23 protein-coding genes are annotated in these 21,552 nt (G+C 66.6%); 14 read left to right on the forward strand and 9 right to left on the reverse strand.

Going from position 1 to position 21,552, the window contains the following annotated elements; all coding sequences use genetic code 11:
• Nucleotides 1–217: 217 nt before the first annotated feature.
• On the forward strand, nucleotides 218–718 hold the full coding sequence (pncC, locus tag ACLIIZ_RS02265) for a nicotinamide-nucleotide amidase (protein ID WP_416690575.1): 501 nt from the start codon (nucleotides 218–220) through the stop codon (nucleotides 716–718).
• Between the two features lies 1 nt (nucleotide 719).
• On the opposite strand, the gene ACLIIZ_RS02270 is transcribed toward pncC, so the two are convergent.
• Genes ACLIIZ_RS02270 through ubiB form a run of 3 tightly spaced genes read right to left on the reverse strand, consistent with a single transcriptional unit; the run spans nucleotide 720 to nucleotide 6,018 of the window.
• Nucleotides 720–1,163 carry a DUF302 domain-containing protein gene (locus tag ACLIIZ_RS02270; RefSeq protein ID WP_416690576.1) on the reverse strand — a complete coding sequence of 148 codons (444 nt, stop codon included), beginning with the start codon at nucleotides 1,161–1,163 and terminating at the stop codon, nucleotides 720–722.
• 47 nt (nucleotides 1,164–1,210) lie between these two features.
• On the reverse strand, nucleotides 1,211–4,492 hold the full coding sequence (locus ACLIIZ_RS02275) for a DEAD/DEAH box helicase (RefSeq protein ID WP_416690577.1): 3,282 nt from the start codon (nucleotides 4,490–4,492) through the stop codon (nucleotides 1,211–1,213).
• On the reverse strand, nucleotides 4,492–6,018 hold the full coding sequence (gene ubiB / locus ACLIIZ_RS02280; RefSeq protein ID WP_416690578.1) for a ubiquinone biosynthesis regulatory protein kinase UbiB: 1,527 nt from the start codon (nucleotides 6,016–6,018) through the stop codon (nucleotides 4,492–4,494). The genes ACLIIZ_RS02275 and ubiB overlap by 1 nt, the downstream gene beginning before the upstream one ends.
• A 151-nt stretch (nucleotides 6,019–6,169) precedes the next feature.
• On the opposite strand from ubiB, the gene ACLIIZ_RS02285 reads away from it, so the two are divergent.
• The 6 genes from ACLIIZ_RS02285 (at nucleotide 6,170) to ACLIIZ_RS02310 (ending at nucleotide 12,315) form a co-directional block, all read left to right on the forward strand.
• Nucleotides 6,170–7,699, forward strand: a complete 1,530-nt coding sequence (locus ACLIIZ_RS02285) for a GGDEF domain-containing protein (RefSeq protein ID WP_416690579.1) — start codon at nucleotides 6,170–6,172, stop codon at nucleotides 7,697–7,699.
• A gap of 10 nt (nucleotides 7,700–7,709) precedes the next feature.
• The gene (locus ACLIIZ_RS02290) at nucleotides 7,710–8,231 is read left to right on the forward strand and encodes a DNA-deoxyinosine glycosylase (RefSeq protein WP_416690580.1); all 522 of its coding nucleotides are present in this window, start codon (nucleotides 7,710–7,712) and stop codon (nucleotides 8,229–8,231) included.
• Nucleotides 8,232–8,264: 33 nt separating this feature from the next.
• Nucleotides 8,265–10,028 (forward strand): arginine--tRNA ligase, encoded by a 1,764-nt coding sequence (gene argS, locus ACLIIZ_RS02295; RefSeq protein ID WP_416690581.1) that lies wholly within the window; start codon nucleotides 8,265–8,267, stop codon nucleotides 10,026–10,028.
• Nucleotides 10,029–10,049: 21 nt separating this feature from the next.
• Nucleotides 10,050–10,649, forward strand: a complete 600-nt coding sequence (locus tag ACLIIZ_RS02300) for an SPOR domain-containing protein (RefSeq protein ID WP_416690582.1) — start codon at nucleotides 10,050–10,052, stop codon at nucleotides 10,647–10,649.
• Between the two features lie 11 nt (nucleotides 10,650–10,660).
• Nucleotides 10,661–11,305 carry a thiol:disulfide interchange protein DsbA/DsbL gene (locus ACLIIZ_RS02305; protein WP_416690583.1) on the forward strand — a complete coding sequence of 215 codons (645 nt, stop codon included), beginning with the start codon at nucleotides 10,661–10,663 and terminating at the stop codon, nucleotides 11,303–11,305.
• Nucleotides 11,306–11,544: 239 nt separating this feature from the next.
• Entirely contained in the window at nucleotides 11,545–12,315 is a 771-nt protein-coding gene (locus tag ACLIIZ_RS02310; protein ID WP_416690584.1) for an SDR family oxidoreductase, read from the forward strand.
• A gap of 12 nt (nucleotides 12,316–12,327) precedes the next feature.
• On the opposite strand, the gene ACLIIZ_RS02315 is transcribed toward ACLIIZ_RS02310, so the two are convergent.
• Entirely contained in the window at nucleotides 12,328–12,528 is a 201-nt protein-coding gene (locus ACLIIZ_RS02315; protein ID WP_416690585.1) for a hypothetical protein, read from the reverse strand.
• Between the two features lie 100 nt (nucleotides 12,529–12,628).
• Between ACLIIZ_RS02315 and thiS the strand changes: the two genes are divergently transcribed.
• Genes thiS through ACLIIZ_RS02350 form a run of 7 tightly spaced genes read left to right on the forward strand, consistent with a single transcriptional unit; the run spans nucleotide 12,629 to nucleotide 16,487 of the window.
• Nucleotides 12,629–12,832 (forward strand): sulfur carrier protein ThiS, encoded by a 204-nt coding sequence (thiS, locus tag ACLIIZ_RS02320; RefSeq protein WP_416690586.1) that lies wholly within the window; start codon nucleotides 12,629–12,631, stop codon nucleotides 12,830–12,832.
• A 13-nt stretch (nucleotides 12,833–12,845) separates the two neighbouring features.
• Nucleotides 12,846–13,628 (forward strand): thiazole synthase, encoded by a 783-nt coding sequence (locus tag ACLIIZ_RS02325; RefSeq protein ID WP_416690587.1) that lies wholly within the window; start codon nucleotides 12,846–12,848, stop codon nucleotides 13,626–13,628.
• Complete coding sequence (gene trmB, locus ACLIIZ_RS02330) at nucleotides 13,625–14,419, forward strand: tRNA (guanosine(46)-N7)-methyltransferase TrmB (RefSeq protein ID WP_416690588.1); 795 nt, start codon at nucleotides 13,625–13,627, stop codon at nucleotides 14,417–14,419. The genes ACLIIZ_RS02325 and trmB overlap by 4 nt, the downstream gene beginning before the upstream one ends.
• 1 nt (nucleotide 14,420) lies before the next feature.
• On the forward strand, nucleotides 14,421–15,383 hold the full coding sequence (locus ACLIIZ_RS02335; protein ID WP_416690589.1) for a recombination-associated protein RdgC: 963 nt from the start codon (nucleotides 14,421–14,423) through the stop codon (nucleotides 15,381–15,383).
• Nucleotides 15,380–15,766, forward strand: coding sequence for a YchJ family protein (locus tag ACLIIZ_RS02340; RefSeq protein WP_416690693.1), 387 nt, complete (start codon nucleotides 15,380–15,382; stop codon nucleotides 15,764–15,766). The genes ACLIIZ_RS02335 and ACLIIZ_RS02340 overlap by 4 nt, the downstream gene beginning before the upstream one ends.
• 47 nt (nucleotides 15,767–15,813) lie before the next feature.
• Nucleotides 15,814–16,254 carry a putative toxin-antitoxin system toxin component, PIN family gene (locus ACLIIZ_RS02345; protein ID WP_416690590.1) on the forward strand — a complete coding sequence of 147 codons (441 nt, stop codon included), beginning with the start codon at nucleotides 15,814–15,816 and terminating at the stop codon, nucleotides 16,252–16,254.
• Nucleotides 16,251–16,487 carry a toxin-antitoxin system HicB family antitoxin gene (locus tag ACLIIZ_RS02350; protein ID WP_121456537.1) on the forward strand — a complete coding sequence of 79 codons (237 nt, stop codon included), beginning with the start codon at nucleotides 16,251–16,253 and terminating at the stop codon, nucleotides 16,485–16,487. Before ACLIIZ_RS02345 ends, ACLIIZ_RS02350 begins: the two co-directional genes overlap by 4 nt.
• Nucleotides 16,488–16,512: 25 nt before the next feature.
• Here ACLIIZ_RS02350 and ACLIIZ_RS02355 read toward each other — a convergent pair whose 3' ends face one another.
• The 5 genes from ACLIIZ_RS02355 to ACLIIZ_RS02375 all read right to left on the reverse strand — a co-directional run bounded on the left by ACLIIZ_RS02355 (nucleotide 16,513) and on the right by ACLIIZ_RS02375 (nucleotide 21,462).
• On the reverse strand, nucleotides 16,513–17,667 hold the full coding sequence (locus ACLIIZ_RS02355; protein WP_416690591.1) for an iron-containing alcohol dehydrogenase: 1,155 nt from the start codon (nucleotides 17,665–17,667) through the stop codon (nucleotides 16,513–16,515).
• A gap of 58 nt (nucleotides 17,668–17,725) precedes the next feature.
• Complete coding sequence (locus ACLIIZ_RS02360; protein ID WP_416690592.1) at nucleotides 17,726–18,730, reverse strand: LLM class flavin-dependent oxidoreductase; 1,005 nt, start codon at nucleotides 18,728–18,730, stop codon at nucleotides 17,726–17,728.
• On the reverse strand, nucleotides 18,727–19,656 hold the full coding sequence (locus ACLIIZ_RS02365) for a DMT family transporter (RefSeq protein WP_416690593.1): 930 nt from the start codon (nucleotides 19,654–19,656) through the stop codon (nucleotides 18,727–18,729). Before ACLIIZ_RS02365 ends, ACLIIZ_RS02360 begins: the two co-directional genes overlap by 4 nt.
• 63 nt (nucleotides 19,657–19,719) lie before the next feature.
• Nucleotides 19,720–20,796, reverse strand: coding sequence for an alkene reductase (locus tag ACLIIZ_RS02370; RefSeq protein ID WP_416690594.1), 1,077 nt, complete (start codon nucleotides 20,794–20,796; stop codon nucleotides 19,720–19,722).
• Between the two features lie 84 nt (nucleotides 20,797–20,880).
• Nucleotides 20,881–21,462, reverse strand: coding sequence for a TetR/AcrR family transcriptional regulator (locus tag ACLIIZ_RS02375; RefSeq protein WP_028993600.1), 582 nt, complete (start codon nucleotides 21,460–21,462; stop codon nucleotides 20,881–20,883).
• Nucleotides 21,463–21,552: the final 90 nt, after the last annotated feature.

Consider the following 21,552-nt stretch of genomic DNA (forward strand, 5'->3'; position numbering starts at 1 on the left):
TTATAGCGATTCGCGTATCATTGAGCCAAAAAAAACCCCCGCCGGCGGCGGGGGGAGCAAATGTCTCGAATGGGGGAATTCGAGAGGAGGGGTTCAATGCCCTTGCAGTTTATGACGGCGGCAGCGTCTCGTCTGTCACTCTTTCGTGCCCGTTGTGTAACCAAATGTGGCGCAACGGCCGGTGTTTCCGCCGGTACGTTGGGCTGCGGGATTTGCCATGAACGAACTTGAATTGCTCGCCGGCCGACTCGGCGCCGCCCTGAGCGAGCGCGGCGAATGGCTGGCCTGCGCCGAGTCCTGTACCGGTGGCTGGGTCGCCCAGTCGGTGACGGCGATTGCCGGCAGTTCCGGCTGGTTCGAGCGCGGTTTCGTCACCTATTCCAACGCCGCCAAGATCGAGATGCTGGGCGTCGCCGAAGCGACGCTGGCGCGTCATGGCGCGGTGTCGGAGGCGGTGGCGCGGGCGATGGCGCAGGGGGCGCTGGCGCACAGTAGGGCCGACTGGGCACTGGCGATCACCGGCGTTGCCGGGCCGGGTGGTGGTTCGCCGGAGAAACCGGTGGGTACCGTCTGCTTTGCCTGGGCCGGGCGAGAGGGCGGTTGCCTGGCGCAGACGCGGCACTTTGCAGGGGATCGGGCCGCGGTGCGTGAGCAGTCGGTCAGGCACGCCCTGAGCGGTCTGTTGAATCTGCTTGCGGGCGTCGACTGCCAGGCCTGAGTCAATGCAGGGCTTCGGCTACGATCTCGGAGAGCATCCGTTCGAGGGCGGCGGCCGATTTGCCGGACTGCTTTCGGTAACCGACCCAGGTGGTCTGCGGATTTCCGGCAAGGGTATAGATGGCGATCGTAAACGGGCAGTTCACGATGTCGTGCGGGTCGCTTTCCATCATCTGCCGCGATAGCGAAGCCGAGCAGAACTCGAGGATTTCCGCCTGCTCGTAGAGGCGCTGCGATTTGCCGAGATCGTTGCCGGTGCGTTCGAGCATGTCGCCGATATGGCTGGTGGCATTGATCACCAGTCCGCGGTTTTCGATGGCGGTGACGACGGCGTCGCGCGTATCCGCGAAATTGCCGCGCGTCGCCTCGTTGACCCGCCAGTCGCCGGCACTGGCGAGGAGCGGGGCGCAAAGCAGCAGGAGGGCGCTCAGGGTGAGGCGGGGCATGGGCTTCTCCTTGATCATGAAGACGGCCGATTGTCAGGGTGGCCGGCTCAGCCGGGGAGCGGCTCGAACAGGGCGGCGAGGTCGTCGTCGCCGAACTTGATGTCGACCTGACGGTCCTCGGAGAGGATGCCGGCGGCGAGCTCGGCCTTGCGTTCCTGCAGGGCGAGGATCTTTTCCTCGATGCTGCCGCTGACGATGAGCTTGTAGACGAAGACCGGCTTGTCCTGGCCGAGGCGGTGGGCGCGGTCGGTGGCCTGGTTTTCCACCGCCGGGTTCCACCACGGGTCGTAGTGGATGACGGTATCGGCGGCGGTCAGGTTGAGGCCGACGCCGCCGGCCTTCAGGCTGATCAGGAAGATCGGCACGGCGCCTTCCTGGAAGCGGCGAATCGGCGTCTCGCGGTCGACCGTTTCGCCGGTCAGCTTGACGTAGGCGAGGCCGGCGGCCTGCAGTTCCTGCTCGATCAGCGCCAGCATGCTGGTGAATTGCGAGAAGACCAGGATGTGGCGGTTTTCGTCGACCAGTTCGGGGAGCATCGCCATCAGCAGGTCGAGTTTGGCGCGTTCGCTGACCTTGCGCGCCGAATTGGCGGCAACCAGGCGCGGATCGCAGCAGACCTGGCGCAGCTTGAGCAGGGCGTCGAGGATGACGATCTGGCTGCGCGCGAAGCCGCGCTGGGCGATCTCGTCGCGCACCTTGGCGTCCATGGCGGCACGGACTGTCTCGTAGAGGTCGCGCTGGCCGCCTTCGAGTTCGACGCTGCGGACGATGATCGTCTTCGGCGGCAACTCCTGGGCGACATCTTCCTTCTTGCGGCGCAGGATGAAGGGGCGGATGCGGCGGGCCAGCAGGTCGCGGCGGTCGATGTCGCCGGACTTCTCGATCGGCGTCCGCCAGTGGCGGGTGAACTGCTTGTTGCTGCCGAGGAAGCCGGGGAGCAGGAAATCGAACTGGCTCCACAGCTCGCCGAGATGGTTCTCCAGTGGTGTCCCGGTCAGGCACAGGCGGTGCCGCGCGTCGATCTTGCGCACGGCTTCGGCGCTGCGGCTCTGCGCGTTCTTCACCGTCTGCGCCTCGTCGAGGATGAGCAGGTGGTAGCGGTGGCGCATCAGCTCGTCGGCGTCGCGCCAGAGCAGCGGGTAGGTGGTGAGGACGACGTCGTGCTCGGCGATCTCGGCAAAACGCTGCTTGCGCTCCGGGCCGTGCAGCGAGAGGACGCGCAGGTCGGGGGCGAAGCGCGCCGCCTCGCTCTTCCAGTTGAAGATCAGCGATGTCGGCAGGATCACCAGCGCCGGCCGGTCGAGGCGGCCGCCTTCCTTTTCCAGCAGCAGGTGGGCCAGCGTCTGCGCCGTCTTGCCCAGGCCCATGTCGTCGGCGAGGATGCCGCACAGTTTCTGCTCGCGCAGGAACTGCAGCCAGGCCAGACCTTCCCGCTGGTAAGGCCGCAGTTCCAGGCGCAGGCCCTGCGGCGGAGCAATGTCGACGATGCCCTGCGCTGCCTGCAGGCGCTCGGCCAGTGCCAGCACATCGTTCTGGCCGCGGAATTCCCAGCGGCTGGTGTCGGTCAGTTCGGCCAGGCGCGGCGCGTCGAAGCGCGACAGGCGCAACGTCGGACCGCCGCCGAAGCCGTCGAAGAGGTCGATCAGCGTCATCGCCAGCGGCTTGATGCGGCCGGCCGGGACGCGCAGGCGCTTGCCGGCCGGGGTCAGCAGTTCGATGCCTTCCTCGTCGGGGATGCGCGCCAGTTCGATACCCTCCAGCCAGCGCGGGTCGCGGCGGAAGAGCGTGGCCAGCAGCGGGGCCAGCGGCAGGCGCTCGCCTTCGACCAGGATGCCCATGTCGAGGTCGAACCAGCCATCGTCGGTTTCGATCAGTTCCGCATCCCAGGCATCGACTTCGACAACGTGGTGGCGGAAGTCTTCAGGGAACTCGACCTGCCAGCCGCATTCCCGCAACTGCGGCACGCAGCGCTGCATGAAGTCGTGCCAGGCGGCTTCCTCTGCCAGGCCGTAGATGCCCTCCGGTGGGCTGCCGAAGGTGTTCAGCGTGTTGGCTGGAATCTTCTGCAAGCCGCTTTCGACGAGGCAGGCCAGGGCTTTCTTTTCCTCGTCGGGGCGGCGCTTGACGCGCACCGTCTCGCCTTCCGGCAGGGTGACGAACTCGCTGTCGTGCTGCGGCTTGAGGTCGGCGTCGCCGTAGCGGAACAGCACGTGGGCGACATCGAACAGGCCGCCGCCGAAGCTGTAGGCATACTTGCGCCAGGGCCGGTGGCCGTGTGTGCGCAGGGTTTCCAGTTGCAGCACCGGTTGCGGCGGGCTGTCGATCTGGCGCAGGCGGGCGCTCGCGTCCTCGGCCGGCAGCGGCAACTCGGGCGCCAGTTCGGAGAGGGCGTCGGCGACCAGTGCCGCTTCCTTGGCCGACAGTGGGGGCAACGAGAACAGTCGGCCGATCACCGCCGGGTTGCCGGTGACGGTCAGCGGTCCGGCCTCGCCCTCGGTGAGGTCTACGTACCATGGCGGATCGATGGCGATCACCAGCTCGGTTGGCGGCTCCGACTTGAAATAGGGGCGCTGCAGGCCTTGGCCGTCGATCTGCCAGCCGACGCTGGCCGGCCGCGCGGCGCCGCCGTGCAGCGGCAGGCCGAGGTCGACAGCCGGATACAGGCGGTTCGTCGCCGCCATTCGTTCGAGGATTTCGGCGCCGTGTTTCGGTCCCAGGCCGTAGGCGCGCAGGCCGCTGTCGTGGCCGCGTTCGGCCCAGATCAGGCGCAGGATGCCGAGATCCTCTTCGGTAACGAATTGCGGCGGGGTGACCAGGGCGCGGTCGACCTTCCACCATTCCTCGGCGTTTTCCGGGTACTTGCCCTTGCGCAGTTCGATGCCGAAGCGGCGCCGGTCAGGCGACCATTTCAGGATGTAGTAGAGCTGCTGACGGGCGCTCGCCGGGCGTGCCTTCTTCTTGGCGACGGCGATCGAAGCGCGGCGCAGATCCTCGACCCAGGACAGGACGCTGCCGCTGACCCGTTCCTTCGGGTTGCGCTGTTCGATGGCCTTGAGCAGGACGGCGGCAACGTGCTTGCAGTTACGGCCGACCGGGCAGGTGCAGCGAGCAATCAGCCGGCCGCTGCCGCTATCCGGGGCGATCAGTGCCTCGACGCGGTAGGGTTGGCGCGCCGAACCCGGAACCACAGCGTGCATCTCGCCGTCGTCGATATTCAGGTCGCGCACCAGATCCACGTAGGGACGGCCCTTGGCAAGCTCGGCCTCGCCCAGCCAGTCGACGATGTCGTCCTCGGTGAAGCTGTCGGCGAGGTCGGCGGCGTTCTGCATCACAGGCTCAGGTAGTGGCTGCCGAGCAGCGCGGCGAGCAGCAGGGCGATGATCGCCAGCAACAGGTTCTGCCGGCGCTGGGCGGCGATCAGGCGTTCCAGTTGTGGCTGCGGATCGGCGTGACGCGGTGCCGCCAGCGCCTGATGCACGAGGCGTGGCAGTTGCGGCAGCGTGCGTGCCAGTTGCGGCGCCTCCTGCTGGAAGCTCTTCAGCAAACCGCGCCAGCCGATCTGTTCGCTCATCCAGCGTTCGAGGAAGGGCTTGGCGGTCTGCCACAGGTCGAGGTCTGGGTCGAGCTGGCGGCCGAGGCCTTCGATGTTGAGCAGGGTCTTCTGCAACATCACCAGTTGTGGCTGGATCTCGACGTTGAAGCGGCGCGAGGTCTGGAACAGCCGCAGCAGCACCTTGCCGAAGGAAATGTCACGCAGCGGCCGGTCGAAGATCGGCTCGCAGACGGCGCGGATCGCTGCCTCGAACTCGTCGACCCGGGTGTCGCGCGGCGCCCAGCCGGATTCGATGTGGGTTTCGGCGACGCGCTTGTAGTCGCGGCGGAAGAAGGCGAGGAAGTTCTGCGCCAAGTAGTTCTTGTCGGTGTCGGTCAGCGTGCCGACGATGCCGAAGTCGAGCGCGATGTAACGGCCGTCGGCGGCAACGAAGATGTTGCCGGGGTGCATGTCGGCGTGGAAGAAGCCGTCGCGGAAGACCTGGGTGAAGAAGATCTCGACGCCGGCTTCGGACAGCTTCTTCATGTCGATGCCGTCGGCGACCAGACGCGCGGTCTGCGAGATCGGCGTGCCGTGCATGCGCTCCATGACCATCACCGTCGAGGTGCAGAAGTCCCAGTAAACCTCGGGCACCAGCAGCAGCCTGGAATCGGTGAAGTTGCGCCGCAACTGCGAGGCGTTGGCCGCTTCGCGCATCAGATCGAGTTCGTCGCGCAGGTACTTGGCGAATTCGGCGACGACTTCGCGCGGCTTGAGGCGCCGGCCGTCGGCCCAGAGCTTTTCCAGCAGCATGGCGCCGCTGTCCATCAGCGCCAGGTCGTGTTCGATCACCGACAGCATGTTCGGGCGCAGGATCTTGACCGCCACCTCGTGGCCGCCGTCGCGTTCGTGCAACTTGGCGAAATGCACCTGGGCGATCGACGCCGAGGCCACCGGCACCGGGTCGAATTCCGCAAAAACCTCGCTCGCCGGCCGGCCGTAGGCCTTCTCGATCTCAGCCAGGGCCTGCGCCGAGGAGAAGGGCGGCACCCGGTCCTGCAGCTTGGCCAGTTCATCGGCGATGTCGGCCGGCATCAGGTCGCGGCGGGTGGATAGCACCTGGCCGAACTTGACGAAGATCGGCCCCAGCGTCTCCAGCGCCAGGCGCAGGCGCTCGGCGCGCGGTGCCGACAGGTTGCGCCAGAACTGCAGCGCGTTGGCCAGGCGGACGAGACGGCCCGACGGCTCGTGCTCGAGCACCATTTCGTCAAGGCCGAAACGGCTGGCTACGGCAGCGATCTTGAGCAGGCGGAAAAGGCGCATCGGCGGGGCGGGCCAGATTGGTCAAACGGGCATGTTAACACGCCGCGCGCCCTGTGTTGTCCGCATCTGCGGTAAACGGCGAATGCCGTCCGCCAGCGCGCGGGCTTCGGATAAACTTGGTGTGAACGAACGGTTGCCGAGTACAACCGCAATGCAGTTCTCCCCACTGGATGTCGTCATGGCCGATGCACGCAACAATCCCTCCGAAATCGCCCGCGAAGCCTTGAAACGCCTGGCGGAGCGCCGGGTCGCGCCGACCCCGGCCAACTACCAGGCCTGTTATTTCGAAATCGCCCGCCTGCCCAACGTCCTGCCTTTCCCCGAGCCGGCGTTGCGCCAACTGGCCGGTGCCTTGTGTGCCCACGGCGATGCCCAGGCGGCGCAACTGGCACGACTGGATTCGGCGATCAGCGGGCGTAGCTGGCAGGGTGTGCAGGAGGCATTGCTCGGCTATATCGCCGCCGGTCAGGCGAGCAGTGGCGCGGCGAGCCTGCCGCACGAAACGACGCTGCTCCTGCTGCGCCTCTGCGAACCGCTGTTTGCCGCCATGGGCAAGGAGGATCGGCGTTTTTCCCGGGCCGCCGACGAAATGCTTGCCGTGCTACGGGTCAGTCCCTGCGAGGCGAAGCGCTTCGAGCAGGCGGCGCGGCGCGTCGTCGACATGCTGCCCTGCGTGGTCGAGGAAGAGGTCGAAATCCGCGAGTCGCTGCTCAAGCTGCTGCACATGATCATCGAGAATATCGGCGATCTCGGCATTGACGATGCCTGGTTCAAGGGGCAGATCGACGGCCTGCTCGCCGCCGTGGCGCCACCCTTGACCCTGCGTCACCTCGACGAAATGGAGCGGCGCCTGCGCGACGTCATGGAAAAGCAGGCGCAGGCGCGGCTTCGTTCGCTCGAGGCGCAGCAGGAAATGCGCGCGATGCTGGCCGCCTTCATCGAACGCCTTGGCAGCATCAACCAGAGCAGCGAGGCCTTCCAGGCACGCATCGAAAACAGCGCGCGGCAGATTGAAGCCGTCAAGCGGATCGAGGACCTGGCGCCCTTGCTGGCCGACGTGGTGTCGGCGACGCATTCGATGGCCGAGGAAACGGCCGGTTCGCGCGAGCAGTTGCGCGCCCTGCAGGAGCGCGTGCTGGCGACCGAGGCCGAACTGGTGCAACTGCACCGCGAGCTCGACAACGCCAGCCTGCTGGCCCGCCACGATCCCCTGACCGAAGCGCTCAACCGCAAGGGGCTGGACGAGGCGCTCGAGCGCGAGATCGGCGCGGTGCGCCGCCACAACACGCCGTTGTCGCTGAGCATGCTCGACATCGACAACTTCAAGCGCCTCAACGACCAGCTCGGCCACGAAGCCGGCGACAAGGCGCTGATCCACCTGGTCAACCTGGCGCGGCGCTGCATGCGGCCGAGCGATACGCTGGCCCGTTACGGCGGCGAGGAATTCGTCATCCTGATGCCGGATACGACGCAGGCCCAGGGCATCGAGGCGATGACCCGGCTGCAGCGCGAGCTGACCAAGGCCTTCTTCCTCGCCGACGGGCAGAAGGTGCTGATCACCTTCAGCGCCGGCGTCGCCGAACTGCGCGAGGGCGAGAATGGCCACGACGCGGTGTGCCGCGCCGACAAGGCGATGTACCTCGCCAAGCGGGCCGGCAAGAATCGCGTGGTCGGCGCCTGAGGCGGACGGCTTGGACGAGGTCGCCAGCTTTCCGCCGGTGGCGGCGGCCGATGCCCGGCTGCTGATCCTTGGCAGCATGCCGGGTGTCGCCTCGTTGCAGGCCGGTCGCTACTACGCCCACCCGCGCAACGCCTTCTGGCCGATCATGGGCGAACTGCTCGGTTTTTCGCCCGACCTGCCCTATGCGGCGCGCCTGCTTGCCCTGCAGGGTGCCGGCATCGCCTTGTGGGACGTCATCGCCGGCTGCCGGCGGCGCGGTAGCCTGGACGCCGACATCGTCGGCAGCAGCGTGCGGGCCAACGACTTCACCGGATTCTTCGCCGCCCATCCGGCGATCCGCCGCGTCTGCTTCAACGGCGCCGCCGCCGAGCAGGCCTTCCGTCGCCACGTCCTGCCCGGAATCGCCGCCGATCGCCTGCAACTGTGCCGGCTGCCGTCGACCAGTCCGGCCCACGCCGGGCTTTCCCGCGCCGACAAGCTGGCCGCCTGGTCGGCAATCCTCGACCTGCCGCAGGCGGCGGGCAGCGTATAATCCCGCCTTTACATTTTTTTCCGCCAAAGCTCAATGGCCCAAGATGTCAAGAACCAGCTGACCGCCCTGTTGCAACAGGCGCTGGCCAGCGTCGCCCCGACCGCCACCGCCACGCCGATCAATCTGGAGCGCCCGCGCGACCCCGCGCACGGCGATTTCGCCACCAACCTGGCGATGCTGCTGGCCAAGGCGCTGAAGAAGAACCCGCGCGAGATCGCCCTGCAACTGGTCAAGGAACTGCCGCCGTCGGCGCTGGTCACTGCCGCCGAAGTGGCCGGTGCCGGCTTCATCAACTTCCGCCTCAATGCCGGAAGCAAGACTGACGTGGTCAAGGCCGTGCTCGCCGAGCAGGAAAACTTCGGCCGTTCCACCGCCGGCGGCTGGCAGAAGGTGCAGGTCGAATTCGTTTCGGCCAACCCGACCGGCCCGCTGCACGTCGGCCACGGCCGCGGCGCCGCCTATGGCGCCTCGCTGTCCAGTCTGCTGACCTTCGCCGGCTGGGACGTCACCCGCGAGTACTACGTCAATGACGCCGGCCGGCAGATGGACATCCTCGGCCTGTCGACCTGGCTGCGCTACCTCGAACAACACGACGTGGTCGTGCCCTTCCCGCCCAACGCCTACCAGGGCGGCTACGTGCGCGACATGGCGACGCAGTTGAAGAACGCCCATGGCGACAAGTACGTGCGTGCCGCCGATGCCGTTCTCGCCGGCACGCCCGGCCTGCCGGAAGCCGGTCGCGCCGACGACGAAGCCAAGCAGCAGCGCGAGCTGCATCTCGACGCGCTGATCGCCCGCGCCAAGGAACTGCTCGGCGGCGACTGGCGTTACGTGCACCAGCACGCGCTCAACGAACAGCTCGAGGACTGCCGCGACGACCTCAAGGAATTCGGCGTCGAGTTCGACGTCTGGTTCTCGGAAAAGGCGCTCTACGACACCGGCCTGGTTGCCCGCTGCGTTGAATTGCTCGAACAGAAGGGGCACCTCTACCTGCAGAACGGCGCCCGCTGGTTCCGCTCGACCGCCTTCGGCGACGAGAAGGACCGCGTCGTTCAGCGCGAAAACGGTCTGTATACCTACTTCGCCTCCGACATCGCCTATCACCTGAACAAGTTCGAGCGCGGTTTCGACAAGGTCATCAACATCTGGGGCGCCGACCACCACGGCTACATCCCGCGCGTCACCGGCGCGATCAAGGCACTCGACCTCGACAGCGACAAGCTGCAGGTGGCGCTGGTCCAGTTCGCCGTGCTCTACCGCAACGGCCAGAAGGCCTCGATGTCCACGCGCTCCGGCGAATTCGTCACCCTGCGCGAACTGCGCGGCGAAGTCGGCAACGACGCCTGCCGCTTCTTCTACGCGTTGCGCAAGTCCGACCAGCACCTCGATTTCGACCTTGACCTGGCCAAGAGCCAGACCAACGAGAACCCGGTGTACTACATCCAGTACGCCCACGCTCGCGTCTGCTCGGTGCTCAACCAGTGGGGCGGCGACCTGGCCAGCCTGGCCGAGGCCGACCTGTCGCTGCTGGCCAACCCGCGCGAACTGGCGATCGCCAACCAGCTCGGTCAGTTCCGCGAAGTCATCGAAAGCGCGGCGCGCGACCTGGCGCCGCACATGATCGCATTCTACCTCAAGGACCTGGCCGGCGAATTCCACGGCTGGTACAACGCCGAGCGCATGCTGGTCGACGATGCCGCTCTGCGTGACGCCCGCGTCGCGCTGGCCGCCGCCGTCCGTCAGGTGATCCGCAACGGTCTCGCCATCCTCGGCGTCAGTTGCCCCGAATCCATGTAAGGAGCGTCCATGAGTCGCGACATGAAATCCCGTCGTTCCCCACCGGCCAAACGCAAGTCCGGTGGCGGTACCCTGGTCGGCATGTTCATCGGGCTGGTACTCGGCGTCTGCATTGCCGCCGGTATTGTCTGGTACATCAACAAGGCGCCGCTGCCGTTCAACGGCAATGTCCAGCAGCCGCAGCAGGAACGGCCGGTGCCCGAACAGCCGCTGGCCCTGCCCGGCAAGCCGGGCGATCCGGTGCAGGAAAAGCGCTTCCAGTTCTACGACATCCTGCCCGGCAAGGCCGAGGGCGAACCGGACAAGGCCGGTGCTGCTGCGCCTGCCGAAGCCGAAAAGGAAACGGCAAAGTCTGCGGACAAGGAAGCCGGCAAGGAGCCTGCCAAGGAATCCAAAGTGCCGCTGTTCCTGCAGGCCGGCTCGTTCAGCACGGCGCAGGATGCCGACAACCAGAAGGCGAAGCTCGCCTTCATGGGCATCGAATCGGCTGTCCAGCAGGTGATGATCGAGGAACGCACGCTGTACCGGGTGCGCATCGGCCCCTATTTCAAGCTCGATGAATTGAACAAAGTCCGTGCCGAGCTTGCCAAATCCGGTATTGAAGCCCAGTTATCCAAGTAAAGGAGTCATGCATGGCCATTGATCGTCGCCGCTTCGTTTCTGCTGCGCTTACCGTTGGCGCCTCGCTTTCGCTGCCCGCTGCGGCGCTCGCCCAGACCGCCGGACGTGATTACACGGTGCTCAACCCGGCGCAGCCGACCGACAACCCGGGGAAGATCGAAGTAACCGAATTCTTCAGCTATGGTTGCCCGCATTGCAGCGATTTCAATCCCCTGCTGACCCTGTGGGCGGAAAAACTGCCGGCCGACGTCGTGCTGCGCAAGGTGCCGGTCAGTTTCGGCCGCGCCGCCTGGGGTAACGCTGCCCGCCTGTTCTATGCGCTGGAAGTGAGCGGCGACCTGAAACGCCTGGATGGCGATATTTTCAAGGCGATCCACCAGCAGCGCACCAATCTCTTCGACGAGAAGACGATCCGCGAATGGGTCGCGGCGCGCGGAGTGAATGCCAAGAAATTCAACGAAGCCTTCGCCTCGTTCGGCGTCCAGAGCAAGGTGCGGCGTGGCGACCAGATGGCGCAGGCGCATCGCATCGAAGGCGTGCCGGCGCTGATCATCGACGGTCGCTTCCAGGTCGGGACGCTGGCTTTCGAGCAGCAACTGGCGGTTGCCGACAAGCTGATCGAGCGGGTGCGCGCGGAAAAAAGCGGCAAGAAGTAATCCTTGAAACCTCAGTTGACCGCTTTCTCTCCTCGTGTCGCCGCATGAATGCTGACCTCCGCGCCTGCGATACGACGCCTCCTTTGGGTGATGGCGCTACGCTGCCGCTGGCACGTCCGGACGGGCGCCCGGCTTTGTCTCTCCTCCTTGCAGGCATGAGCCTGCCGCGTCGTCGCTTCGCGCCGGCCATCCAGTCCAAACGCGCCATCGGTCGCGTCCAACTGAGGTTTCAAGGATAATTGACGCAACGCGTATTCATCACGGGCGCCTCGTCGGGAATCGGCGAGGCACTTGCCGTTTATTACGCCGCCCAAGGCGCCCGCCTCGGTCTGGCGGCACGGCGCGGCGATGCGTTGGCGGCGCTCAACGAACGTCTGGGTGGCGGTCACGCCTGCTACCCCCTTGACGTCACCGACGCCGCGGCGCTGGCGGCAGCGGCGAGCGATTTCTGCGCGCGTTTCGGTACACCCGACATCGTCATCGCCAGCGCCGGCGTCTCGGTCGGCACCCTGAGCGAATGCGCCGAGGACCTTGCCGTGTTCCGGCGCGTCATGGATATCAACGTCTATGGCATGGCGGCGACCTTCGCCGCCTTCATTCCGGCCATGCGTGCCGCCAGCGGCGAGCGGCGGCTGGTCGGCATCGCCTCGGTGGCCGGCATCCGCGGCCTGCCGGGGGCGGAAGCCTATTCGGCGTCGAAGGCGGCGGCCATCGCCTACCTGGAGAGCCTGCGTCTTGAGATGCGGCCGGCGGGGATCAAGGTGGTCAGTATCGTCCCGGGCTACATCGCAACGCCGATGACGGCGATCAACCCCTACCGCATGCCCTTCCTGATGCCGGCGGACCGGGCAGCCGCCCGCTTCGCCCGGGTCATCGCCGCCGGCAAGTCGTATGCGGTGATTCCCTGGCCGATGGGCATCGTCGCCAAGCTGCTGCGCCTCCTGCCGAACGGGCTTTACGACCGCCTGTTTACCAACGCGCCGCGCAAGCCGCGCGGCCTGGCGCGGTAGCGCCGATTTTCCTCAATGCAGGCGGGAGGTCTGCAGCAGGATTTCGGTAGCCTCTTCGCAAATCCCGCTGCGTTCGGCAAAGCAGCCGTGCAGCGGGCAGTCGCGACCGGGCGGACAACCATGTTCGCGGGCGCATTCGCGTTCGGTTTCGTCGGTCAGCACCATTTCATGGATCGCTTCGCAGCGCGAGATCGGGGCGTCGAAAATGGACATGGCAGGCACCTCCTTGAGTATCTGATTTGAATATAGACGGTTTGCCGGCGATTGCCGGCAAAATCCAATCGCTGTGGCGACTCCTGCTAAAATGCCGGCCATGCTCGAACTCAAGATCAATGGCGAAATCCGCCAGTTTCCCGACCCGCTGACCGTTGCTGGCCTGATCGAGCAACTGGGCTACGCGGGCAAGCGCATCGCTGTCGAAAGAAACGGCGAAATCGTCCCGAAGAGCCAGCACGCGGCAACGCCGCTGGCCTCGGGCGATCAACTCGAAATCGTTGTCGCCGTCGGCGGCGGCTGAAAGGGAGAAAACCATGCATCAACTGACCGTCGCCGGCAAGGCGTACCGTTCCCGTTTACTCGTCGGCACCGGCAAGTACAAGGATTTCGCCGAGACCCGCGCCGCCATCGACGCCTCCGGCGCCGAGATCGTCACCGTCGCCGTGCGCCGCGTGAACATCGGCCAGGACGCCAGCCAGCCCAGCCTGCTCGACGCGGTGCCGCCGTCACAATTTACCATCCTGCCCAATACCGCCGGCTGCTACACGGCCGACGATGCCGTGCGCACCCTGCGCCTGGCGCGTGAGCTGCTCGACGGCCACCCGCTGTGCAAGCTCGAAGTCCTCGGCGACCCGACCAACCTCTTCCCGAACATGCCGGAAACGCTGAAGGCCGCCGAAACGCTGGTCAAGGATGGTTTCGAGGTCATGGTCTACTGCGCCGATGATCCCATTCAGTGCAAGATGCTCGAAGAGATCGGCTGCGTCGCGGTGATGCCGCTGGCCTCGCTGATCGGCTCCGGCATGGGTATCGTCAATCCGTGGAACCTGCGCCTGATCATCGACAACGCCAAGGTGCCGATCATCGTCGACGCCGGCGTCGGCACCGCCTCGGACGCCACCATCGCCATGGAACTCGGCTGCGACGGCGTGCTGATGAACACCGCCATCGCCCACGCCAAGGACCCGGTGCTGATGGCCAGCGCCATGAAGAAGGGCATCGAAGCCGGCCGCGAGGCTTTCCTGGCCGGCCGCATGGCGCGCAAATACTACTCGGCCGACCCCTCGTCGCCGACTTCCGGACTGATCGGTTCATGAGCGACGACCTGCTGATCCACCCCGCCGCCGAAGGCGACGAAGGTGAATACACCGCCGGTCGTACCGGGCATGGCCACATCAAGAGCTTCGTCCGCCGCGCCGGCCGCATGTCGGAAGCGCAGCAGCGCTACTACGAGACGATGCTGCCGAAGATCGGCGTGCCCTACCAGGCGGAAAACATCGACCTGACGGCGGTGTTCGGCCGCCAGGCGCCGAAAATCCTGGAAATCGGCTGCGGCATGGGCGAGACCACGGCGCGCATCGCCGAGGCCCACCCGGAAAACGACTACTTCGGGCTGGAAGTCCATGTTCCCGGTGTCGGCGCGCTGTGCAAGCTGATCGCCGAGAAGAACCTGAGCAACCTGCGCATCGGCAACCACGACGCGGTCGAAGTGGTGCGCGACATGCTCGCTGAAGGTTCGCTCGACGGCATCCACATCTTCTTCCCCGATCCCTGGCACAAGACGCGGCACAAGAAGCGCCGGCTGATCCAGCCGCCCTTCGTCGCGCTGCTCGCCTCGCGCCTGAAGCCGGGCGGCTACATCCACTGCGCCACCGACTGGGAAAACTACGCGCTGCAGATGCTCGACGTGCTCGGCCGTGAGCCCAGCCTGGACAACAGCGTCGCCAATCCCGCGCCCGAGGCGCTGGCCATGGCGCTCGACGCCGATTCCGCCGCCGGTCTGGCCGGCTTCGCCCCGCGTCCGGATTACCGGCCGCTGACCAAATTCGAGAACCGCGGCCTGCGTCTGGGCCACGGTGTCTGGGATCTCGTATTCAGGAAACGCTGACATGTGGTTCAAGAACCTGCAGATCTACCGCCTGCCGACGCCGTGGGCGATCGACCTGGCCAAGCTCGACGAGCAACTGGCGCGCGGTGAATTCACCCGCTGCCCGTCCAACCAGCCGATGTCCCGTGGCTGGGTGTCGCCGCGCAAGGACGGCGCGCTGATCTACGCCAACAACCGCCAGTGGCTGATCGCGCTGGCTGTCGAGCAGCGCCTGCTGCCGTCGTCAGTGGTCAATGAAACGGCGCAGGAACGCGCCGAGCAGATCGCCGATCAGCAGGGCTACCCGCCCGGCCGCAAGCAGATGAAGGAAATCAAGGAGCGCGTCACCGAGGAGCTGATGCCGCGCGCCTTCACCCGCAAGCGCTCGACCTTCGTCTGGATCGACCCGCAGAACGGCTGGTTCGTCGTCGACGCCGGCAGCCCGGCCAAGGCCGAGGAAGTCATCGAACACCTGCGTCACTGCCTTGACGAATTCCCGCTGAAGGCGCTGCACACGCAACTTTCGCCGCAATCGGCGATGGCCGACTGGCTGGCCGGTGGCGAAGCGCCGGCAGGCTTCACCGTCGACCGCGACTGCGAACTGAAATCGGTCGCCGAGGAAAAGGCCGCCGTGCGCTACGTCCGCCATCCGCTAGGCGACGAAGTCGGTGCCGAGATCAAGTCGCACCTCGCCGCCGGCAAGCTGCCGACGCGCCTGGCGCTGACCTGGGACGAGCGCATCTCCTTCGTTCTCACCGAGAAGCTGGAGATCAAGCGGCTGGCCTTCCTCGACATCCTCAAGGAAGAAGCCGAGAAGAGCGCCGAGCATGCCGACGAGCAGTTCGACGCCGATTTCGCGCTGATGACCGGCGAACTGGTGCGCTTCCTGCCGCAACTGGTCGAAGCCCTGGGCGGCGAACAGGTCGAAGCCGAAGCGCCGGCTGCGGCACCAGCCACCGGCGACACCCCGCCGTGGGAAGCCTGAAGCCCGGCGACGCCTGTCCCTGCGGCAGCGGCAAGCCTTACGCCGCCTGCTGCGGGCCGCTGCACGCCGGCGACAAGCCGGCGCCAAGCGCCGAAGCGCTGATGCGCTCGCGCTACGCCGCCTACGTCCTCAAGCTCGAAGACTACCTGCTGGCGACCTGGCACGCCTCGACGCGGCCGAGCGAACTCGACCTCGCAGCCGACGACAGCAAATGGCTGGGCCTGGAAGTACGCGCTCACCAACTTCAGGACGAGACGCACGCGACGGTCGACTTCGTCGCCCGCTACCGCATCGCCGGGCGCGGCCACCGGCTGCACGAACTCTCCCGTTTCGTCCGCGAGGACGGGCGCTGGTACTACGTGGACGGCGAGTTTCTGGCCTAAGGGCATTCTTTCGGCTTGCCTTGACATTTGATACTGCCAGTAGAATCATGGGCAATATCATGCGAGTCGTCCTGGATACCAACATCCTTGTTGCCGGTCTGAGCAGCCGCCGTGGTGCGTCGCACGAGTTGTTGCGCCTTGCCCTCGCGCAACGTTTGCGGATTTTGGCGGCGCCAGCACTATGGCTGGAATACGAGAGCGTGCTTAAACGCCAGGAAATCCAGCGCATGCATGGTCTGTCCGGGATCGAAATCGATCGCTTTCTGGATGCGCTCGCCATTCTGGCCGAACCGGTCAGTATGAATTACCTTTGGCGGCCGCAATTACGCGACCCCAAGGATGAAATGGTCCTGGAGACCGCCCTGAATGCCGGCGCTGATGCGCTGGTTACTTTCAACCAGCGCGATTTTCAGCCGGCTGCTGACAATTTCCGCCTGCGCCTGCTGTTGCCGGCCGCATGCCTGCTCCTGATGGAGGAAACACCATGAGCCAACTTGCCCTGCGCCTGCCCGATTCCCTGCACGAACGCGCCCGCCTGCTCGCTCAGCGCGACAACACCTCATTGAACCAGTTCATCGCGCTGGCGGTTGCGGAGAAAGTTTCCGCGCTGGAAACCGCCAGTTTCTTCAGCGAACGCGCAGCCCGGGGAAACCTGGACGAGCTGCGCGCGATTCTCGACAAAGTGCCCGACGTCGCGCCGCAGGCCGGCGACGAACGCTGAATCCGTCCCGTCACCCGGCGCAGTCTCAAGCGCAAGCCGCGCGCACGATCCTTTCCGTCTTCGCTTCGTCGATCCCGGCATGACCGCCGAGCGCCATCTTGCCGTGCGCGCGCAGGCCGGCCAGGACGCGGTCGGCGGCGTCGGGTTCGCTGATGCCGCCGTCGCGCAGATGGAGCGGCATGTTGACGCTGCGGTAGAAGGCTTCCATGGCGGCGATGGCATCTTCGGCGCTCGGGGCGTTGAGGCCGAAGACTTCGCGGCCGAATTGTTCCAGCTTTTCCCGCTTGTACTCGATCAGCTCACGCAGCAGCGCCGGCTGGATGATCGCCAGCGTGCGGCCGTGGTCGATGCCCCACAGCGCGGTCAGTTCGACGGCGATGCGGTGCGTCGCCCAGTCCTGCGGCACGCCGACGCCGATGATGCCGCACAGCGCCTGGTTGGCCGCCCACATCAGGTTCTGTTGCCAATCCGGCTCGGCATGCCGGTCGAAGGTCGCGGCCAGCTTGACCAGTGCCTTCATCACCGCCTCGGCGTAACCGTCCTGGACCAGCGCGCCGACCGGGTAGGTCAGGTATTGCTCGCAGACGTGGACGAAGGCATCGACGATGCCGTTTTCCAGTTGGCGCAGCGGCAGGCTGCCCATCACCGCCGGGTTGAGCACGGCGAAGCGTGGCCGGGCGGGCGGCACGAAGAAGGCGCGCTTGTCCTGCGTCGCAGTGTTGGTGACCACCGAGCCGGCGTTCGATTCCGAACCGGTGGCCGGCAGCGTCAGTACGATGCCGACCGGCAGCGCCTGCTGCGGCTGGTGTTTGCCGATCACGATGTCCCAGCCGTCGCCGTCGTAAAGCGCGGCGGCGGCGACGTACTTGGCGCCGTCGGAGACCGAGCCGCCGCCAACGCCGAGGATGAAGCCGATTTTTTCGCGTCTGACCAGGTCGACCGCACGGTCCAGCGTGGTCTGCGTCGGGTTGGCCTCGACGCCGCCGAACTCGACCAGGTCGCGCCCGGCCAGCGCGGCGCGGATGCCGTCGTAGACGCCGTTCTGCTTGATCGAGCCGCCACCGTAGAGGAGCAGCACGCGTACGTCGGCTGGCAGCAGCGAAGGCAGTTGCGCAAAGCTGTCGGGGCCGAAGACGATGCGCGTCGGGTTGTGATAGTTGAATTCGAACAGATGGTTCATGGCTGTCTCCGTTGTTTTGATGATTGCTCGGGGTATCCGCAAGTTTGCCGCAAAAACCTCAGTCGGCGCGACACGCCGCCGTGGCGATGTCGAGCGCGCGCAGGCGCAGCGCCGGGTCGAAGATGTCGCAGACCAGCATCAGCTCGTCGGCCTGCGTCGCCTGGCGCAGCGCGCTCAGTCCTTCGCGCACGCGGTCCGGCCCGCCGATCACCGCAGCGCCGAGGAAATCGCCGATGCCGGCTTTTTCCTGCACCGACAGCCCGGCGAGGAAGCCGGCCACGGGTGGCGGCAGCGGCCGGCGGTCGCCGCGCAGGATGCCGAGCACGCGCTGGAAGATGCTGGTGGCGAGGAAGTCCGCCTCGTCGTCGCTTTCGGCCGCGACCAGCGGCACGCCGACGATCACGTAAGGCTGGGCCAGCGTCGGCGACGGCCGGAAGTTGCCGCGATAGACGGCCAGCGCCTGGTGCAGCAGGGCCGGCGCGAAGTGCGACGCGAAGGCGTAGGGCAGGCCGCGCTCGGCGGCGAGGCGGGCGGAGAACAGGCTGGAACCGAGCAGCCAGATCGGCACCTCGGTGCCGGCACCGGGCACGGCGACCAGCGGCTGGCCGGGCTGGGCCGGGGCGAGCAGACGCTGCAACTCGGCGACGTCGCGCGGGAAATCGTCCTCGCGCTCGATGCGCTCGCGGCGCAGCGCGTGCATGGTCAAGCGGTCGGTGCCGGGGGCGCGGCCGAGGCCGAGGTCGATCCGCCCCGGATACAGCTCGGCGAGCGTGCCGAAAGCTTCGGCGACGACCAGCGGCGCGTGGTTGGGCAGCATGACGCCGCCCGAACCGACGCGGATCGTCTTGGTCGCGCCGGCCATGTGGCCGACCAGTACGGCGGTGGCCGAACTGGCGATGCCCGGCATGTTGTGGTGCTCGGCCAGCCAGTAGCGGGCAAAGCCAAGCTTTTCGGCGTGGCGCGCGGCGTCGGTGGCGATCCGCAGCGCCTCGGCCACGCTGCCGCCCTGGCGCACGGCGACCAGATCGAGCAGGGAGAGTTTCACCTCGGCGAGCGGGTTCATGCCTTTTCCTCCTGCAGACGTTGATTGATGGCGGCGACCGCCGGGCGTCGGCTGGCGATCCAGCCGAGCAGCGAGAGTAGCGCCAGGCCGCCGCCGATGAGCAGGATGCCGGCGACTTCGCTGCTCTTGAACGCTTCGCCGAAGGTCAGCCGCGACGACAGGATGGCGACCACCGGCGTGCCCAGCACCGACAGGCTGGCTTCCCAGGCCGGCACGCGGTCGAGGATGTAGATCCACAGCCACCAGCAGAGCGCCGTGCTGAACACCGACATGAAGCCGAGGATGCCGGCGTAGCTCCAGGTCCAGTCGGTCGGCCGTTCCGGCACGAGCAGCGCCAGGATGACCAGGGGAATCGAGCCGAGCGCCATCTGCCACGCGGTCAGCGTCAGCAGGTCCACCGGCTGGCGACCGCGCAGGCGTTTGACCAGGATGGTGCCGATCGCCCAGCAGATGGCGGCGACGATGCCGAGCGCCGGGCTCAGCAGGCCGCCGTGCATTTCCCACGGTTCGATGATCAGCAGCAGGCCGATCAGCGTGCACGCGGCGGCGATCCATTGCGTGCCGCGCACCCGTTCGCCGAGGATCGGCCAGGCCAGCAGCAGGGTCCAGATCGGCATGGTGAAGATGAGCACCGCCGTCTTGCCCGGTCCGCCTTCGACCAGCGCCCAGGTCTGGAAGATCATGAAACCGGCGACCTGGGTCAGCGCGATGCCCAGCGTCGCGCCGGGGGCGGTCAGCGTCAGCTTGCGGCCGGTCAGGCGCAGCGCGATGAACAGCGCCACGGCGCTGCCGATGCAGCGCTCGGCGGCGAAGGCGAAGGGCGGCGCGTATTCCAGCCCGTGCTTGGCCAGCACCCAGGTGTAGCCCCAGATCGAGGTAAGGACGATCAGCGCCAGGATCGGACGCCAGCGGTCGGAAGAAGTCATGCTGTTCTCTGTCTGGCGCGGCGGCCTCTGCGTGCCGCCGCGCCCGGGGTTGGGAGTGGGCGCTTACGCCAAGGTCGGATAGTCGGTGTAACCCTCGGCCCCGCCGCCGTACAGCTTGTCGGCGCGCAGTTCGTTCCACGGCGCGCCTTCGCGCAGGCGGCGGACGAGGTCCGGGTTGGCGATGAAGCCGCGGCCGAAGGCGATCAGGTCGGCACCGCCATCGGCGATCACCTGCTCGGCCAGCTCCTTGGTGTAGCCGTTGTTCACCAGCCACGGCCCCTTGAAGGCGCGGCGCGCGGCGGCGTAGTCGAAGCTGGCGGCCGGCGTGCGCGTGCCGCCGGTTTCGCCTTCGATGATGTGCAGGAAGGCCAGGCCGTAGCCGGCCAGCTTGTCGATCACGTAGCCGTAGAGCGCCTGCGGGTTGCTGTCGAGCGGCGCGGTGAAGGTGGTCAGCGGGCTCAGGCGGATGCCGGTGCGGCCGGCGCCGATCTCGCCGACGATGGCGTCGACCACCTCGAACAACAGGCGGGCGCGGTTCTCGATGCTGCCGCCGTAGGGGCCGCTGCGGTCATTGACGCTGTCGCGCAGGAACTGCTCCAGCAGGTAGGTGTTGGCGGCGTGGATCTCGACGCCGTCGAAACCGGCGGCAATGGCGTTGCGCGCCGCCTTGCGGTAATCCTCGACCAGACCGGGCAGCTCGTCGTCGCGCAGGGCACGCGGCGCCGACACCGGCACGAAGCCGTCGCGGGTGAAGGTGCTGGCCTCGGCGGTGCGGGCAGTCGACGACACCGGCGCGGCGCCGTCCGGCAGCAGCGACACATGCGAAATGCGGCCGACGTGCCACAACTGCAGCACGATCTTGCCGCCCTCGGCATGCACGGCGTCGGTCACGGCGCGCCAGGCGGCGACCTGCTCGGCCGACCAGATGCCCGGGGTGTCGAGGTAACCCTGCGCCATCGGCGAAATCGGGCTGGCTTCGGCAATGATCAGGCCGGCGCTGGCGCGCTGGCGGTAATACTCGACGGTCAGCGGGCCGGGGCAATTGCCGGCAACGGCACGATTGCGCGTCAACGGCGCCATCACGATACGGTTGGCGAGGGCGATGTCGCCGATCTGGATCGGCTCGAACAGCGTGGTCATGGCGTTTCTCCTGAGGTTTGATTAGACCGGTCGTCTAGTTTCTTGCGTCAAAAAAGGGCCGTCGACGGACGGCCCGGAAATCAATCAGCGGCTCAACAACTGCCGGGTGAACTGCAGGGCATTCTCCAGCGGCTGCGCCTGGCGCTGCAACTTCGCCAGCAGGCTGGCGCCCAGCCACAACTGATACAGCGTCTGCGCCGTCGCGGCGGCATCGAGCGGCGGGATCGAACCGTCGGCCATGCCGGTTTCGAGCAGCCGGGCAATGCGGCTGACAATCTGCCCGGTACCGTCGCGCAGCGTCTCGCGCATCGGATCGGACAAATCCGCCACCTCGCCGCCCAGCTTGACCACCAGGCACTGCTGCTCGGCGCACGCCGCCTGCTTGTCCAGCCAGCGCTGCCAGTAACACGCCAGCCGCTCCTGCGCACTCAGCGCCTCGGCCGCGAACAGCGCATCGAGATCGGCCAGATAACGCGCGAAGTAATCCTCCAGCAGCGCCTGCCCGTACTGCTCCTTGGACTCGAAGTAATGGTAGAACGACCCCTTGGGCACCCCGGCCGCGGTCAGAATCTCGTTCAACCCGACACTGGCAAAGCCCTTGCCGGCAATGATGCGCTGGCCGGTTTCAAGGACATGCTGGCGGGTGTTGTCGTGACGGGTTTTCATGGGGTGGCATTGTGCGCTTGATTAGACCGGTCGTCTAGTTGTTTTTTGAAGGGCTGTAGTTCGGCCGAGGAAGTCCGATTTCGTCCAATA

It is taken from the genome of Azonexus caeni, from assembly GCF_048146105.1.
Taxonomy (GTDB): Bacteria; Pseudomonadota; Gammaproteobacteria; order Burkholderiales; family Rhodocyclaceae; genus Azonexus; species Azonexus aromaticus_B.